This window comes from Cupriavidus taiwanensis, from assembly GCF_900250115.1.
Lineage (GTDB): Bacteria > Pseudomonadota > Gammaproteobacteria > Burkholderiales > Burkholderiaceae > Cupriavidus > Cupriavidus taiwanensis_B.
In genome coordinates, this window is sequence record NZ_LT984803.1 from 2,635,563 (window position 1) to 2,652,025 (window position 16,463).

Annotated in this window: 13 protein-coding genes; 4 read left to right on the plus strand and 9 right to left on the minus strand. The window is 63.3% G+C overall.

The window, feature by feature from the left end; translation table 11 throughout:
• Positions 1-2: 2 nt before the first annotated feature.
• From waaA to CBM2586_RS12340, 3 genes are read right to left on the minus strand one after another with little or no spacing between them, the layout of a single operon-like run.
• Positions 3-1,292 (minus strand): lipid IV(A) 3-deoxy-D-manno-octulosonic acid transferase, encoded by a 1,290-nt coding sequence (waaA, locus tag CBM2586_RS12330; RefSeq protein WP_115687775.1) that lies wholly within the window; start codon positions 1,290-1,292, stop codon positions 3-5.
• Positions 1,292-2,398 (minus strand): lipopolysaccharide heptosyltransferase I, encoded by a 1,107-nt coding sequence (waaC, locus tag CBM2586_RS12335; protein ID WP_115687777.1) that lies wholly within the window; start codon positions 2,396-2,398, stop codon positions 1,292-1,294. The genes waaA and waaC overlap by 1 nt, the downstream gene beginning before the upstream one ends.
• Positions 2,379-3,764, minus strand: coding sequence for a phosphomannomutase/phosphoglucomutase (locus CBM2586_RS12340; RefSeq protein ID WP_115661422.1), 1,386 nt, complete (start codon positions 3,762-3,764; stop codon positions 2,379-2,381). The genes waaC and CBM2586_RS12340 overlap by 20 nt, the downstream gene beginning before the upstream one ends.
• Before the next feature lie 242 nt (positions 3,765-4,006).
• On the opposite strand from CBM2586_RS12340, the gene CBM2586_RS12345 reads away from it, so the two are divergent.
• Genes CBM2586_RS12345 through CBM2586_RS12360 form a run of 4 tightly spaced genes read left to right on the plus strand, consistent with a single transcriptional unit; the run spans position 4,007 to position 8,854 of the window.
• A complete protein-coding gene (locus CBM2586_RS12345; protein ID WP_115687779.1) occupies positions 4,007-5,149 on the plus strand; it encodes a glycosyltransferase family 4 protein in 1,143 nt (380 codons plus the stop codon).
• Entirely contained in the window at positions 5,146-6,465 is a 1,320-nt protein-coding gene (locus tag CBM2586_RS12350) for a sugar transferase (protein WP_115687781.1), read from the plus strand. The genes CBM2586_RS12345 and CBM2586_RS12350 overlap by 4 nt, the downstream gene beginning before the upstream one ends.
• Positions 6,465-7,598, plus strand: coding sequence for a glycosyltransferase (locus CBM2586_RS12355; protein ID WP_115687783.1), 1,134 nt, complete (start codon positions 6,465-6,467; stop codon positions 7,596-7,598). Before CBM2586_RS12350 ends, CBM2586_RS12355 begins: the two co-directional genes overlap by 1 nt.
• Positions 7,598-8,854: a lipopolysaccharide biosynthesis protein gene (locus CBM2586_RS12360; protein WP_115687785.1), complete on the plus strand. Its 1,257-nt coding sequence runs from the start codon at positions 7,598-7,600 to the stop codon at positions 8,852-8,854. Before CBM2586_RS12355 ends, CBM2586_RS12360 begins: the two co-directional genes overlap by 1 nt.
• A gap of 25 nt (positions 8,855-8,879) precedes the next feature.
• On the opposite strand, the gene CBM2586_RS12365 is transcribed toward CBM2586_RS12360, so the two are convergent.
• From CBM2586_RS12365 to CBM2586_RS12390, 6 genes are read right to left on the minus strand one after another with little or no spacing between them, the layout of a single operon-like run.
• The gene (locus CBM2586_RS12365) at positions 8,880-9,983 is read right to left on the minus strand and encodes an MraY family glycosyltransferase (protein WP_115661417.1); all 1,104 of its coding nucleotides are present in this window, start codon (positions 9,981-9,983) and stop codon (positions 8,880-8,882) included.
• A 19-nt stretch (positions 9,984-10,002) separates the two neighbouring features.
• Positions 10,003-10,785, minus strand: a complete 783-nt coding sequence (locus CBM2586_RS12370; RefSeq protein WP_240987922.1) for a glycosyltransferase — start codon at positions 10,783-10,785, stop codon at positions 10,003-10,005.
• On the minus strand, positions 10,769-11,761 hold the full coding sequence (locus tag CBM2586_RS12375) for a glycosyltransferase family 2 protein (protein ID WP_172587073.1): 993 nt from the start codon (positions 11,759-11,761) through the stop codon (positions 10,769-10,771). Before CBM2586_RS12375 ends, CBM2586_RS12370 begins: the two co-directional genes overlap by 17 nt.
• On the minus strand, positions 11,758-12,993 hold the full coding sequence (locus CBM2586_RS12380) for a glycosyltransferase (protein WP_172587074.1): 1,236 nt from the start codon (positions 12,991-12,993) through the stop codon (positions 11,758-11,760). The genes CBM2586_RS12375 and CBM2586_RS12380 overlap by 4 nt, the downstream gene beginning before the upstream one ends.
• A gap of 50 nt (positions 12,994-13,043) precedes the next feature.
• Positions 13,044-15,683: a glycosyltransferase family 4 protein gene (locus CBM2586_RS12385; protein WP_115687793.1), complete on the minus strand. Its 2,640-nt coding sequence runs from the start codon at positions 15,681-15,683 to the stop codon at positions 13,044-13,046.
• 38 nt (positions 15,684-15,721) lie between these two features.
• Positions 15,722-16,456 (minus strand): ABC transporter ATP-binding protein, encoded by a 735-nt coding sequence (locus CBM2586_RS12390; protein WP_197723041.1) that lies wholly within the window; start codon positions 16,454-16,456, stop codon positions 15,722-15,724.
• Positions 16,457-16,463: the final 7 nt, after the last annotated feature.

A 16,463-nucleotide genomic window follows, 5' to 3' on the forward strand; every position in this document is an offset into this window, starting at 1 on the left:
GATCAGCCTTCCAGCGCCGGCGCCACGGCGGCAAGCGTGCGTACCGTAGCACCCCGATGCAGCCCCGCGAAGGTCTGCGCATGCGCGCGCATCTCCGCCAGGCGCGCCGGATCTGCCAGCACGCCGGCCGCGCTACGCATCAGCACATCGGCATTGTCGACACGCAGGCACGCGCCCGCGGCAATCGCATCCTCGGTCGCCTGCGCAAAGTTGAAGGTGTGCGGCCCGATCAGCACCGGGGTCCCGGCGGCGCAGGCTTCGATCAGGTTCTGCCCGCCCAGCGGCAGCAGGCTGCCGCCGATAAACGCCAGGTCCGACGCGGCAAAGTACATTGCCATCTCGCCCATCGAATCGCCAAGCACGAGATCGGCCGTCAGCGGCGACCGCTCGCGCTCGAGATCCAGACTGCTGCGGCGTTCGACCGAAAACCCGGCGCGCGCCGCCATCGCGGCCACTTCATCGAAACGCTGCGGGTGGCGCGGGATCAGCAGCAGCGCCGGCCGCGGCACGCCCGGCGCCAGTGAATCCCAGCGCGAGAAGGCGTCGAGCAGCATCGCCTCTTCGCCCTCGCGCGTACTGGCCGCCGCCAGCACCGCGCGCGCGCCGAAGGCCTTGCGCAGCTGCCTGCCCAGCGCCACGCCGGCCGGCGCGGGCTGCATGTCGAACTTGAGGTTGCCGGTGATCTGCACCGCCGGCACACCCAGTGCGCGAAAGCGCTCGGCGTCGCCGGCCGTCTGTGCCAGCACGCCGGCAAAGTCCCGGTACATCGCCGCCGCGGCGCGGCCGAAGCGCGCCGTGCGCCGGTAGCTGCGCGGCGACAGGCGGGCGTTGACCAGGTACAGCGGCACGCCCGCCTTGCGCGCGCCATGGACCAGGTTCGGCCACACCTCGGTCTCCATCAGCATGCCCACCTGCGGCCGGAAATACCGCATGAACCGCCGCACCAGCCATGGCAGGTCATAGGGCAGGTAGCACTGGACCACGCGCGGCTGCTGGCCGAACAGCTGCGCGCCGGTCTGGCGGCCGGTCGGCGTCATGTGCGTCAGCAGCAGCCGGTGATGCGGATGCGCGGCCAGCAACGCCTCGACCAGCGGCTGGGCCGCGCGGGTCTCGCCCACCGACACGGCGTGGACCCATAACCACGGCCCCGGCTTCGGCAGGCTGCCATACGCCCCGAGCCGCTCGCCGACATGCTGCAGATAGCCTGGCTCCTTGCGCGCGCGCCAGGCCAGGCGCAGCAGCGCCAGCGGCAACACCACCACCCATAACAAGCTGTACAGGAGGCGCAACATCAGGCCGCCACTCCGCGCACGCGGCAAGCCGCCTCGTAGACTTCATCGACCGACGGCACCACGCCGTCGTCGCCGACATTGGCAATGCGCTCCGACCAGTAGCCTTCGGTCTTCCAGCGCCAGGTCGCGGTATAGATTTCGACGGTTGGCCGGCACAGCGCCGCGGCGATATGGACCAGGCCGGTATCCACGCCGATCACGACTTCGGCGCGGTTGATCAGGCCAAAACCCTGCATCACCGAGAAGCGCGGCAACACCCGCGCGCCCGGCACGCCGGCAGCGATGGCTTCGGCGGCCTGGCGCTCCTTGTCATTGCCCCACGGCAACAGCATCACCAGGCCCGCGTCATCCAGGCGCCTGCCCAGTTCATGCCAGTTTTGCTCCGCCCATTTCTTGCGCGCCCCCGCGGTCGCATGGAAGCACACGGCATAGCGTGCCGGCAATTCCGCCCATAGCGGATCGTCGACCGCCAGCGTGCGCGCGCCCTCCCCAAAAAACCGTGGCGGCTCCGCCGGCGCGGCACCCGTCAGCGCTGCACCCAGCAAGCGCGAGCGGCGCACCGAATGGGTCTGGCGCGGCACGGCCACCGGGTCGGTATAGAGCAGCCGCGCCGCAGGCTCATAGCCCGATCCCTGCGTGGCATTGCCGAGCCCGATGATCGGCGCGCCTGGCGTCCGCGCGGCCACGCGTGCGACCACCGCGGTCTTCAGCAAGCCCTGGCTTTCGATCACGGCGTCATAGCGCTCCTGGCGCAAGGCGTCACGCACCGCGCCGATCTCGCGCCAGGTGCCGCCCTGCAGCAGCCGCTTGCGCCAGCGCCGCAGCGCAAACGGGATGACCCGGCGCACCTCGGGCAGCAGTCGCACCAGGTCCACGTATCCTTCTTCCACGACCCAGTCGATCTCGGCACCGGGCCAGCGCGCGCGCAAGTCATGCACCAGCGGCATGTTGTGCACCACATCGCCGAGCGACGATACCTTGACCAGCAGAATGCGCGGCCGCTCCGGCAGTGCAAAAGGCACCGCGGCCGGCATGGGCTGTGCCACACCGGCCGCGTCAGACGATGCCGCAGGCACCGTCGCGCCCTCAGAACGGGAGCTGAGCATCCGGCTTCTCGGCGAGGATCACGCGCTTGAACTCTGCCTGGATGCGCGCCAGCGCGGCGTCGTTGTCCGCCTCGAAACGCATCACCACCACCGGCGTGGTATTGGACGGACGCGCCAGGCCAAAGCCGTCGGCGTATTCCACCCGCACGCCGTCGATGGTGATCACTTCGCGCGCGCCGTCGAAGCGGGCGTTGGCGCGGATCTTGTCGAGCAGCGTGAAGGGTTCGCCCTCGGCGCACTTCAGTTGCAGTTCAGGGGTGTTGTTGGCGTTCGGCAGCGCGTTCAGCACCGCGCTGGGATCCGCGTGGCGCGACAGGATTTCCAGCAAGCGCGCGCCGGTGTACAGCCCATCGTCAAAGCCGTACCAGCGGTCCTTGAAGAAAACATGGCCGCTCATTTCGCCGGCGATCGGCGCGCCAGTTTCCTTCAGCTTGGCCTTCACCAGCGAATGGCCCGTCTTCCACATCAGCGGCTCGCCGCCGTGCTGGCGGATCCATGGCGCCAGCTTGCCGGTGCATTTGACGTCGTAGATCACCTGCGCGCCGGGGTTGCGCGACAGGATTTCCTCGGCGAACAGCATCAGCTGGCGATCCGGGAAGATCACCTCCCCGTCCTTGGTCACCACGCCCAGGCGGTCGCCGTCGCCGTCGAAGGCCAGGCCCAGCTCGCAGTCGGTCTCGCGCAGGGTCTTCATCAGGTCCTGCAGGTTTTCGATATGCGCGGGATCGGGATGGTGGTTGGGGAAGTTGCCGTCGACCTCGCAGAACAGTTCGACCACCTCACAGCCCAGGCCGCGGAACAGGTCGCCGACGAAGGCCCCGGCCACGCCGTTGCCGGCATCGAGCGCGATCTTCATCGGCCGCGACAGCTTGACGTCGCCCAGGATGCGATCGAGGTACTTCTGGCGCACATCGACTTCCTTGTACGCACCGGCGCCATGCGTGAACGCGCCGGCGTCAATGCGCTTGCGCAGTTCCTGGATCTGCTCGCCGTAGATCGCCCGGCCCGCCAGCACCATCTTGAAGCCGTTGTAGTCGGGCGGGTTATGGCTGCCGGTGACCATGATGCCGGAAGTGGGCCGTACGCCGTCGATCTCGATATTGGTGGCGAAATAGACCATTGGGGTCGCGACCATGCCAAGGTCGAGCACATCGAGCCCGGTGGCGCGCAGGCCCTCGACCAGGCCACCGATCAGGTCCGGGCCCGACAACCGCCCGTCGCGGCCGACGGCGATCGAAGTCTCGCCAAGCTCGACGGCGGCGGAGCCGAACGACAAGCCGATCTGGCGCGCGACGTCGCGGGTGAGCGTTTTGCCCACGATGCCGCGAATGTCATAGGCTTTAAAGATGGAAGGATCGATTTGCATGTAGGGTCCTGAGTTGCTTGTCGTCCGCGCCACACCTAGCCAGCTGGCCAGTGCGACGCCCCAAAGGCAGCTATTTTGCCGGATTGCGGCGGGCCCGGGCGGTATAATCGCCGCATTATCACGGATGGACACAATTTTCGGAGTCTGTCCTACATCCGGCGGTGCCCTGCCCCGCGCTCAGGGTATTTTGTGCTGCCGAGCGGCCCGCGGCGGGCCCGATCCGTCACGAAACGTACAGAGCCTTGAATCCATCCGCGCAACCGTCGCCCCGGCCTCGCATTGCCTACCTGATCACCAATGCGGAGATCGGCGGCGCGCAGTCGCATGTCGCCGACCTGCTGCGCTCGACGGCCGGCAAGGCAGACACCGTCCTGCTGGCGGGCGGCGCAGGCCCGCTCTTCGAGATCGCGCAACACACCGGGGCGCGGGCCATCCAGTTGACGCGGCTGGACAATGCCTTGTCGCCCTGGCGCGCCATCCTTGCCTTGCGTGAACTGGTCGGCGCGCTGAAACAGGCTGCCCCGGACCTGATCCACGCGCACAGTGCCAAGGCGGGCGCCCTGGGCCGCATCGCCGGGCTGGCACTCGGCATACCCGTGGTCTATACCGTTCACGGTTTTGGCTTCAAGCCCGAAGCCCCACCGCGCCAGCGCATCGCCGCACGGGTGGCGGAATGGTTGCTGGCACCGCTGGCGGCGCGCGTGATCTGCGTCGCGGACGCCGAACGACGACTGGCCCGATCGCTGCCCCTTCCCGCCGAACGCGTGTCGGTCATTCCAAACGGCATCCCCGACACGCTCCATCGCGCCGAGCCGCTGAGTCCCTTGCGAAGAATCGTGATGGTCGCGCGCTTTGCCGCGCCCAAGCGCCAGGACGCGGCGATTCGCGCGTTCGCGCGCGCCGGGCTGGAGTCATGTGTGCTGACCCTGGTCGGAGACGGCCCGCAACGGCACGCCATGCAGCAGCTGGCGCAACAACTGGCGCCCGGGCGCGTGGAATTTCCCGGCAACGTCACGGAAGTGCCGGCGCTGCTGGCTTCGGCCCAGGCCTTTGTGCTGGCGTCCGACCACGAAGGCTTCCCGCTATCGGTGCTCGAGGCGATGCGGGCCGGATTGCCGGTCGTCGCCTCGGACCTGCCCGGCATTCGCGAGCAACTCGATGGCAACCGGTGCGGGCTGCTGGTCAATCACGACGATGAGCCCGCGTTCGCCGAAGCGCTGCGCCGCCTTGCCGGCGACAGCGCCCTGCGCGCGTCGCTCGGCCACGGCGCGCGCCAGCGGTGGGAGCAGTGCTACGGCCTCGAACGCATGACCGACGCCACCTGGTCCGTCTACCGCGACGCCCTCGCCCAGACGCCCCGCGCCGCGCGGGTGCCGACGTCATGACCGCCAAGACCGACAGCATGCGGCACCGCGCGCTGCGCATGCGCACCGGCGGCTCCGAGACCGTGCGCCGCGTCAGCCGGATGGTGGCCTGGGCGGTGCTCGGGCTGGCGCTGTTCGCGCTCAGCGCGGTCGGCGCCGAAATGGCGCACCGCGCCGGCATCGTGACCTACGTGTTCACGCGCACGCTGCTATGGTCGGTGATGCCGTACCTGGTCGCGTTCATGCTGCTGCATCGCTCGCTGCACCTGCCGGCGATGGAAGACAACAGCCTGGCCGGGCTTGCCGCGACGCTGCCGTTCTGCGGCCTGCTTTTTGTGTTTGCCGCCTTCCATATCGAATATTCTCGCGGCGCCCTGCTGCTGTCCTACCTGATCACGCTGGCGTGGCTGTGGACCGGCTATCGACGCTTCGTGCAGAACTACGTGCCGCTGTTCGGCTATACCGATCCGGGCACGCTGGCGCAGCTGGAAGCCATCCTCGCCATGCCCGGCGCCGCGGCGCCGGCCCGCATCCGCTTCGAACCGGTGGGATCGCTGGAGGACGCCAGGCACTTCGACGGCCTGATGGTCGAGCGCAGCGCCACCGGCGACCCCGAACGCACGCGGCTGCTGGCGCATTACAAGATGAGCCATGTCCGCATGTATTCGGTGGAGCGCGTTGGCGAGATGCTGACCGGCCGCGTCGGCCTGGCCCACATCGACGAAAACTTCCTGGACGACTACGCTGCGCACTACCTCTACGGCTACCTGAAGCGCGCCATCGATATCGTGGCCGTGGCCTGCCTGGCACCGCTGGCCGTGCCGCTTGGACTGGCCGTGGCACTGGCTATCCGGCTGGAAACCCCCGGTGGCGCGATCTTCCGGCAGGAGCGCGTGGGCCTGTTCGGCAAGCCCTTTGTCATGCTCAAGTTCCGCAGCATGGGCGTCGACGCCGGCGCGCCGGCCCTGTTCGCGGCACGCCGCGATCCGCGCGTAACCCGGGTCGGACGCATTATCCGCAAGTACCGCCTGGACGAAATCCCGCAGCTGTGGAACGTGCTGCTCGGGCATATGAGCCTGATCGGCCCGCGCCCGGAGCAGGCGCCCATGGTCGATCGCTTTTCGGAAACCATCCCCTATTACCCGTACCGCCACCTGGTGCGGCCCGGCCTGTCCGGCTGGGCCCAGGTACAGCAGGGTTACGCCGGCAGTCATGAGGAGACCGTGACCAAGCTCAGCTATGACCTGTATTACGTCAAGCACTGTTCGCTGGCACTGGATCTGCTGATCGGGGTGAAGACGCTGAGGACTTTGGCGACCGGTTACGGAGCCCGCTGATGGGTCGCGTCGATGAGACTGCCGCGCGAGCGCCGTTGCGCATCCTTGTCATCACCACCGGTCTCAAGCTGGGCGGCGCGGAGCAGCAGATTGCGGCGCTGGCGCGCGCGTTCCTGGCACTGGGCAACGAAGTCGCCATCCTCAGCCTGACGCAGGGACAGGAGATCGACTTGCCGGCCGAAGTCCACGTGACCGAACTCGCCATGCGCAAGACCCCGCTGTCGATGCTGGCCGCGCTGCGCCAGGCGCGCGAACTGGTGCAGCAGTGGCGTCCGGATGTCATCCATGCCCATATGGTCCACGCCAACCTCTTCGCTCGGGTGCTGGCCGGGACGGGACGCATGCCGCCGGTCATCTGCTCGGCGCACAGCGCGCGCGAGGGCGGTCGCCTGCGCGCCCTCGCCTACCGCATCACAGACCGCTGGTGCGCCATGACGACCCACGTCAGCGACGCCGGCCGCCTGGCGATGGTGGCCAGCGGCGCCGTGCCGGAGGGACGCGTGATCGTGATGCCCAACGGCATCGATACCAGTCGCTTTCGCCCGGACCAGGCTTCGCGCGAACAGGCCCGGCGCGACCTTGGCCTTGGGCCCGACGACCGGCTTGTCCTCAACGTCGGCCGGCTAGTACCCGAGAAAGACCAGGCCATGCTGATCGAGGCATTCGGCGAGATCAGCCGCGACCTGCCAAAGGCACGGCTCATGATCGCCGGAGATGGCCCGTTGCGCGATGCCCTGGCGCATCAGATCGCCCGGCACGGGCTGAATCATGCCGTGCTGCTGGCAGGCGCCAGGCAAGACATCCCGGACCTGCTGCGCGCCGCCGATGTCTTCGTGCTGTCTTCGCGCATCGAAGGCATGCCTCTGGCAGTGGGCGAGGCGCTGGCGAGCGGGCTGCCGGTCGTGGCGACCACCGCGGCCGGCGTGGCCGAACTGGCAGGAGACACCGCCACGCTGACCCCCACGGAAAATCCGCAGGCGCTGGCGAGCGCCTTGCGCAACGCCATCGCAAGCCTGCCCGGCACCGACTCTGAACGCGACCGTCGCCGCCAGCGGATTGTCGGCCGATTCGACGTGAACGGTGTGGCGCGGCAATGGCTGGCGCAATATCGCAGCCTGAGGAAACAACCCTGATGCGCCGCAAAGTCGCGAGCAACCTGCTGTGGATGCTGGCCGACCGTGGCCTGCAGGTGGTCGTGGGGATCGGCGTGGTCGCCATGCTGGCACGGGCGCTGGGTACGGAAGGGTTCGGGCATTTTCAGTATGCGCAGTCGCTGGTGTTTATTGCGGCTTCGATACCGTTGATTTGTTCGGCGGAGGTGGTGGTGCCGCGGTTGGTGGGAATGGCGACACCAGAAGCGAGGCATACGCTGGTCGCGCACGTCTTCGCCATTCGGCTGAGCGCGGGCATCGCCGGCTATGTGCTGATGTGCATTTGGCTGGCCGCCACGCAACAGCCCGCCGACACATGGATTCCCGCAGCAATCCTAGGGACGGCGGTCATGATGCGAGAGCCGTTCGGCGTCGCCATCGCATGGATGCAGGCACGCACCCACAATCGTCCCAATGTTGTGTTCAACCTGGTTGCCCTTGCCGCCAAGGCCGGCCTGATCGGGGCGCTGTATTTTGCCGGCATCGAACTTGTGTCGGCTTACGCCGGCGCATTTGCGATCGAACCGCTGATCGCCTCGGTGCTGCTTACCTGGTATTACCTGTCTCGCGCTCCGAAAAGGGTCCCGACGTATGATCCCGCCCTGACGCGCGAACTGGTGTACGACGGTGCGTTATTCTGGGTCAGCTTCATGCTGATGGTCGCCGCCCGCCGCGCCGATCAGTTGATCCTGAAACCTGCCGTGCCGCTGGCCGAACTTGGTACTTACGCGGCCACCATGCAAATACTGGACAACTTCACGACCCTGGCGACCATTCTGGCTGCGGGCGTAGCTCCGCTCTACGTATTTGCACAGCGATCCGACATGGCGGCCCGCCGCAACGTCCTTCGCGTTGCCGCGGGCATGACCGTCCTGGGTGCGGTGGGTGCCATCGTTCTGGCACTGTGCGCGGAGCCCGTCGTCCACCTGCTTTATGGCAAGGCTTTCGGTGAAACAGTGGATCTGTTGCGGCTGGCTGCGCTGGCGTCAATCCTGGTGTTTGCGGACGTGGGACTGAGCCTGTTGCCCATCTATTTGCGCAGGCCTCGCTGGGTAGCGATCAAGTGGGGACTGGTCCTTGCCACCACAGTGGCGGTCGACCTGGCTGCGATCCCCAATCTGGGCGCCCGCGGCGCCGTGGCCGGGTATGCGGCGGCCAATGCCGTCGCCGTTGTGTTTGGCCTGATCCTGGTCTTTCGCATCCGCGCCACCGCTGCCAAGGCGGCAATTTCAGCCTGACCGGAACAGAAGACCTGGGCTGGCCTTACTCTCCGTTATCGCCCGAATTGAGACTGCGCTTACCGCGCAACACGATCCGGCGGCCAACGCGCAGGCAACGCCATGCATTTCGCATCAGTAACAGATGAAGCCCGGTGACGCCAAGGAACGAAAGAAATAGCACCTGCTCCGACACCCCTTGCTTCCAGCCGTAAACGCCGGCAAAGCCCAGCAAGGCATTGCTGACGAGGATGACCCAGACAATGGCATCCGGGCTCAGACCAAGGCGAAGCAGCACGTGGTGCAAATGGGTACGGTCAGCGGACAGCGGATTGCGGCGCTTCAATGCACGGCGAATCACCACCACCAGCAGGTCGATCAGCACAAAGCCCAGCACCCACAGCATCACGACCGGTGGCACATGACGGCCGTTGTTGTATGTCGATTGTGACAACTCCACCGCAAACCAGACGATGCCATATCCGAGCATCAGACTCCCGGCGTCGCCGAGAAATACGCGCAACTTTCCCCGGAAAGGATTGCGCATATTGAAGATCAAGAAGCCGAGGATCGCCCCGCAGAAAATTACGCTCACCCGCTGCGCAGCGAGATTGCCCAGCTCGCCGGCCAGATAGGCGTACCAGCCGAACACGATCAGCGAAAGCCCCCCCGCCAGGCCGTCGAGGCCATCGCTCATGTTCATGGCATTAATGACGGCGACCACAGCGAATAGCGTGAGCGGGATGGCCCAGTTCGCCAATTCGATCTCGCGCCGACCGAAGATGTCGCCCAGGGAGGTCAGATAGACGCCGCCCCATGACGTCATCAGGATGGCTGCAAAGAGCTGCGCACCCAGTTTGGCCACCGGAGACATGCCTTGCATGTCGTCAATCAGGCCGACAAAGGCCAGCAATGTCAGCCCCCCTAACAGGGCGACGTAGTAGCCCTGGTTGCGCATGAATAGCAGGCAACCCGCCCAGATCGCCAGCGTTACCGCAATGCCTCCGACCAGGGGCACGGCTCCGTGGTGCCGTTTGCGATTGTCGGGCCGATCCAGCAGGCCGCCGACCATAGCGACTGGCCGCAGCAGCAACACGCTCAGCGCAGAGACCAGGAAGGCAAAAGCTGGAACCCAGAAGAAATCGAACATGGAATCGTTCTAATAATGTTCAATTGCCGGCGGCGACCTGGCGCAAGCGGAACCGCCAGTAGGCGGACGACGTAAACAGCCGCATCATGCTTGCCAGATGCCAGCGGAGGTAGCGGAGACGGCGGTGGCTGTCGCGGCGGGCATCGTGCATCACTATGACATCATTGGCCAGATGGACACTCCCTCCATTCAGCCATGTACGCAGGCAAACGTCCACGTCCTCGCAATAGAGATGGTACCGGTCGTCGAAGCCACCCAGTCGCTGGAATACGCTGGCATCAAAAAGCAGAAACATGCCGGCCGCCCAGTCAACCGGAACCGTGCCTTCGCCGGCGTAGTCCGGGGGCAGACGCTTGTTGGCCAATCGGGTCAGGGCACGTCGCAACAAGACCAATGGCCTCGGCACCTTCCGCGCACTGTCCTCGACCGCGCCGTCGTTGGCGACCACACGCGGCGCTACGACCCCCGGCCGGGCCCGGGCTTGGGCCAACAGCGCAGGAAAGGGATTCTCGATCAACCGGACATCGGGATTGACCACGCAAAAATACGGCGTATCGCAAAGAGCAAAGGCTGCGTTGTGGTTTGCCCCGAACCCTTTGGGCGCGGCATTCCGGATATACCTGATGTCGAGATCGCCGACGGCATCATCCGTGTCGCGGCGTTCAGGCAGGTTCTCGGTTACGACAACCTTCAGGGGAAGTTCATGGGCGATCGCAGACAATTGCCTGATCAGGGGACGCATTAATTCCCCCTGGCCGTGGCTGACCAGGGAAATCGTCAGCAGCTTAGCGGTTGCTTCCACGGCCCGGCCTCGCATCCACCAACGCACCACCACGGCCCTTTACGCCGTCGATAATGCCTCGGGTCATCAATCGGATCCGCTTCAGCCGCGGCGACATGCCGAGGCCGAAGAACACCGCAAACTGCGACAAGCGGAACACATGCGTAATCCGCCATGCCAGGCTCATCGGCGTCGTCAGCAGCATGCGCACGGTATTGCGGAACATGTAGTAATCGCGCGCCGGGGAATGCACGGGCACTTCGCGCCAGCGGCCCAGCCAGACCCGCACGACATGGTCGCCCAGCGCGTGCTCAAGCCGCGCGCGCGGAATTGCAAAGAGTCGCATGCCCCGCGCCTTTACGCGCAGGCACCATTCGGTGTCGACATGATCGATAAAGTAGCCCTCGTTCATCATGCCGTGGCGCTCCAGCACCGAGATGGCAATCATGGTACCGGAGGCGATCAGAAAATCGGCCTCGATATAAGGCTCCGAGGTCTGGCTGGCGAGTCGCTGCACCCGGCCCCGCACCATGCGCACCACCTTGGAGGTCGTCCCGGTGCGGCGGTCGTGCGCCACCGCGCCCACCGCGCCCACCTCGACGCCGGCGTCGCGCAATTGCCGGTCGGCTTGCCGGAGCGCTGCGACCATGTTGTCAGCCGGTACGCTGTCGTGGTCCAGCAAGAGCACGTACTCGGCACCGGCGGCCTTTGCTGCTTCAATACCGCGGTTTTGGGCGGCGGCGATGCCGAGGTTGGTGCCTAGTGGTACGTAACGAATACGCCCAACCCCCGCATCTACCGAACCGCACATGGCGGAGACATCGACTCGAGCCGATCCGTTGTCGACAACCACAACAGTCCCGACCTGCTGCAAGGTAGCCTGCAACAGCCGCCGGAAAACAGGCTCGTCGGGATTGAAAGTAACGACGACGGCAGCGATGCTACAAGCTTCAACGGATGCGGCGCCTGGTGGCGGGGCAAATTGTGCTTCGCTCATGCGGCCCCCTTGATCCGACTTTGAACCGTGCGGACTACCCGGGCAAGCAGGGACCTGGCCCGAACGTAGCGCAGGTGTACCCTGAGTTTCTGCCGCGCCAGCCATCCGGCCCCGCGAATCCAGCACGTATCGGCGCTAATTGCCGCACGACTCAAACGCGGCATCCGTACCGAGCGCTGGAAGTCCTCTAGCAACCGCCGCCACTGCATGGCTACCACATCCTGGGCATAGTGCTTGCGGACATCCTCGTACGCGGCCGCCCCCATCGCTGCACGCTGCTGAGGGTTATCCACTAACTCGAGAATTGCCTGGTACCAGGCTGCGGGATCCTGGCGTACGACTCGCCCACTGACACCGTCCTTCACTGAGTCCCGGTAAGGCGGACTATCAGCATATACACCGGCAATGCCCAGTGCGCCGTATTCACGGTATTTGTTGTTGGTCTTGTATCGGTTCGACTCCGTATCCGCCATGGGGGCCAGCCCGATATCCAGGGCGCTAGCGTGCTTGAACTTGATGAAGTCTTCGTAACTGCCCATGTGAGGGTGATAGGCGACGCGGTCGCTGCCGTGCAGCGACGGAGGACAATAACCAAAGAAATGCATCGTCACCTGCGGCCTTTCAGCAAGCACTCGTTCCAGGGCAGGGAGAATAGCGATGAAGTCCTTTTCTCGCGTAGCGCTACCAGCAAATCCGATGCGGACCTCATGCTCGTGCGCAGGTGGCGGCGCCAGCCCTGACAGCAGGCTGAAGTCGAAGGGCGCAGGCAACACCATAACCGACGCCGCAAAACGATCATGCAAATACTTCCCGAGGTGGGGCGAGTTGACGATAACCGTATTGGCGTTGCGAACCACGAGTTCGAGGGTCTCCCGCACTTCCTTGGCCCGATAATAGGCAATCAGCGGCCCTTCGCCCTGCAGCTCCCAGAAGTTGTCATCGATGTAGTACAGATATGGGATCTTGCGCCGCAGCATCCATTTCACCATTGGCGCGGCAGAGGGATCGCCAACGCGGATAAGCAATGGAATTGCGTTACTCTGCATCCGGCCAGGCAGGAAGTCGGCCACGAGCAACTTGCAAACCCCCTCCGCATTACCGGCCGCTTCGCTAATCAGTCGGCCGATGATATGAGTGGTCGGAATCTCGCCCTCGATAACAAGACGGGCCTGTAGCCTCGGCGCGGCTTCGGCAGCACCATGGCCAGCTGCAAGGCTACCGTTATCGCTCATACAGATCTTGCCCAATATTGGCATAAGGCGGCGCGCCGGGACACGCCGATTCAGCATTCATCAGACAACTCAAGGCCGATAGCCGGCACTATACGGCGGCGGATGCCGCTAATACGCGCTGCTCCAGCGAGCGAAATACGGCTAGTCGCACCACGCGTAAAGATGCGTATTTCGACCTTGTCGGTGCCCTCGACCTCGATGCGCTTTCCAAAGCTGAGTCGTAGGAACGATCTATTTTTTACGTGATTAAGCGGAATAACGGACTGGGCCGCAATCTCATTATTAACAACGATTTCCGCACCGATCACGCCATCGCCATCCGTGAAATCCATCATCGGGATGGTAGACACACCTGCCACCATACCTGCCAAGCCACTGAACGCAGCAGCCACAAAATCTTTCCCGTCCAAATCCAGGCTCGAGCGGAGGTTGAGCGGCGTTGGAACACTCCACACCGTCTTCTGGCTCATGGAGCGGATATCAGCGCGCGCGCGCCGGTCATCGACGAGCTGGTAGATCAATCCCTTCTTGTTGATGCAGTGGTCCTCGAAGGAGAAACTGCGCGCAATGTCGTCATAGGCAGTTGACACTATGCGCTTCGCCAGATCTTCGTTGTAGAGGATCGTCCGGATGGCGCGATACCAGCCTTCCTCATCGTTGGGAGCCAGGCAACCAGTCACCTCCTGCTTGACATAGTTGCGATAGGTTTCAACATCCGAGTAAACGCCCGGAAATCCCGCGGCGGCGTATTCCCGATATTTATTATTTGTTTTACTACGATTGAACTCGGTATCGGCTAGCGGCGCCAGCGCCACGGCCCACTGCCTGGAGCGGAAAAACGAGATGAACTGATCGTAGTCCGGATTAAAGGGATGCGACACCACACGCTCATTTCGCTCGAATTCCGCCGGCACGAAGCCGAAGAACTCGAGCGAGACATTGGGATCTTCTGCCAGGATCCTCTCCAGTGCCGGGATCACAAACTCGAAATCCACGTCCTTCTTCAGGCTACCCATGAAGCCGATTACCGAAGTTGCCTTGTACTTTGGCTTTTCCGCCGGCAGCAGTTGATAGGGCCGGAACACCTCGACCCGATCGCTGTGCTCCACGGCGGCATCGCGCATCGCCGCCGAGTACACTGCCGTCCGGTCAGCCAGAGAAATCAGGTCTGCGAGGTCCTGGTTCTCAAACTGGCCATGACTTGGTTCGCCGTTGTGAAACTGAAGCGCGAAATAATTGTCATCGGTCTCAAAAGCCACGGGTATCCCGAGAGCTTTGGCACCGCGAACAATCTCGATGACGGGGGCGGTGTAGATGCGCAACACGTACACCAACTCAACCTCTTCGAGCTTGATCTTATGAAGCTCGGAAAGGTCATATACCGTATATTCGAACCCTTTGTCCTCGCGCCTCAACTGGTCAAACGGCTTTTCCACCAGCAATGCAAATGATGTCTGCGAACGGTCAGGGACAATTACCGCAACCCTCACCCGCTCGCGACGGGACGGAACACGGAAGAAGACCTCCCTCATCCATCGATCGTCCGGTTGCTGGCTTTGCGTGGCGGCCCGCTCCAAAACCTTCTCGAACTCATCCACATATACTCGGCTGGAAAACCGTGCTTCAATGTTGGCCCTAGCGCGCCTGCCCATATCAGCCACCTTGGGGGCGTCTGATATCAACTCGCAGAGCTTCGCCGCCATTTCGCTGGCACTCGCTACGAGATATCCATCTTCCCCATCGCGGATGATCTCGCGCGCCCCGATGGTCGGCGTTGCCACCACCGGGAGCCCACAAGCCTGCGCCTCAAGCAACGAGACCGGAAACGTCTCCGTCGTCGAGGTGTTCACATAGATGTTTGACGAGCCAAGACACTCCAGCGGATCATCCACCTGCTTGCGCAAATCAAAATACTTGGCGAGATCATTCCGCATGATCTTCTCATGCAGAGCATCGTAATACTGAGGTTCGCTAGGCCCGACTAAAGCGAACTGGAAGCCTGCACAACCCCGACGCAGCATGTCCATGGCCACATCTGGCAGCATCATTTGGTTCTTGTTGTCGTTGAAATGTCCCAATTGCAGGATACGGAACATTCCGTCCGCATCGCGACGCGCAACCGACGGCGAAAACCGCTTGATATCAACGCCATTATGGACCACTGAAATACTGTCCCCCATACCGAGCTCACTCAGTGATTCACGCAATGACTGCGCCGGAACGACGATGTGACCACCACCACTCGCCAGCAAGCGATAGATCGACTCCTTGAATTCGCCGGACATCGCGGTATAGATGTTGTCGACGAACAAGGCATGAATATGAGCAACGTGGGGATGACCAGTAATTCGCGCTGCAAAGTAACCGTCCAGAAACACGCTGGTGTTACTCACAATCACATCAGGGCTGGTACGCCTGATCAATCGCACCAGAAAATCGATACTCTCGCGCGAGCGATCCAGACAGTAACTAATGTTTTCGTCGGAAAAGCCGGGATTAAACCACCACTTCAAATAACTGGAGCGAGTAACCTGTACACCACCAAAATTAAGCTGCGGGGCAATCTTTGCCTCGGGCGGCAGCACCGCGACCACGTGATGCCCCTTTTCCGCGAGACCAAGGCAGAGCGCCCGAAACGTCTGATCGATACCCGCCAAGCCGGCAGTCGGACTAATTGCCAAAACACGCATCTTAATTTCCGCTTATATCAATTCTCAGTTGAAAACTACTACTGCCCACCACGCCGTGTATATTCGGCAAGCACTTCAGCGGTCGGTCCATCCATCGCTACCTCTCCCTTGCGCAGCCAGATCACGCGCTCACAAAAATCCTCAACCAGAGGCAGGCTATGGCTCGAAAAAACCAGAATCTTGCCTTGTTCCATGAACTCGTACATCCGGCGCTTTGCCTTGTCGGCGAACACCAGATCACCCGCCCCCATAACTTCATCCAGCAACAGGATTTCCGGATTAATGGCAGTTGAAACAGAAAACGCAAGCCGAATGAACATGCCCGCCGAGTATGTCTTTACCGGATAATCCAGAAAATGACCCAGCTCAGAAAATTCTGCGATGCTCTGAATGCGTGCCTCGACTTCGTCCGGAGCCAACCCCAACAGCATCGCCCGAATCCGGATATTATCCCAACCGGTTTGGGTCATCTCAAAACCCGTGGCCAATTCGAACATCGGCGAAACATGCCCGACTATTTCTGTCTCGCCCGAAGTCGGCGGATAAATGCCAGCCATCACCTTGAGGATGGTACTCTTGCCGGCACCATTGAGGCCAACCAGCCCGACTCGCTCCCCGTGAGCGATCTCAAGGTTAATCCCCTTTAATGCGTCCACGTATTCAACACGTTCCTTGGCCTTGCGACGGAAAGCATTGAGCAATGCACCCTTCAGGCTGTCCTGCCGCATGGATACATCAAAGCGAACGCGTACATCGCGCAAACTGATCTTCAACTCGGGG

Excerpts from the sequence above, each read along its gene's own strand:
- waaA (WP_115687775.1), bottom strand. The coding sequence starts at position 1,292 with ATGTTGCGCCTCCTGTACAGCTTGTTATGGGTGGTGGTGTTGCCGCTG.
- waaC (WP_115687777.1), bottom strand. The coding sequence starts at position 2,398 with ATGCTCAGCTCCCGTTCTGAGGGCGCGACGGTGCCTGCGGCATCGTCT.
- CBM2586_RS12340 (WP_115661422.1), bottom strand. The coding sequence starts at position 3,764 with ATGCAAATCGATCCTTCCATCTTTAAAGCCTATGACATTCGCGGCATC.
- CBM2586_RS12350 (WP_115687781.1), top strand. The coding sequence starts at position 5,146 with ATGACCGCCAAGACCGACAGCATGCGGCACCGCGCGCTGCGCATGCGC.
- CBM2586_RS12355 (WP_115687783.1), top strand. The coding sequence starts at position 6,465 with ATGGGTCGCGTCGATGAGACTGCCGCGCGAGCGCCGTTGCGCATCCTT.
- CBM2586_RS12360 (WP_115687785.1), top strand. The coding sequence starts at position 7,598 with ATGCGCCGCAAAGTCGCGAGCAACCTGCTGTGGATGCTGGCCGACCGT.
- CBM2586_RS12365 (WP_115661417.1), bottom strand. The coding sequence starts at position 9,983 with ATGTTCGATTTCTTCTGGGTTCCAGCTTTTGCCTTCCTGGTCTCTGCG.
- CBM2586_RS12375 (WP_172587073.1), bottom strand. The coding sequence starts at position 11,761 with ATGAGCGAAGCACAATTTGCCCCGCCACCAGGCGCCGCATCCGTTGAA.
- CBM2586_RS12380 (WP_172587074.1), bottom strand. The coding sequence starts at position 12,993 with ATGAGCGATAACGGTAGCCTTGCAGCTGGCCATGGTGCTGCCGAAGCC.
- CBM2586_RS12385 (WP_115687793.1), bottom strand. The coding sequence starts at position 15,683 with ATGCGTGTTTTGGCAATTAGTCCGACTGCCGGCTTGGCGGGTATCGAT.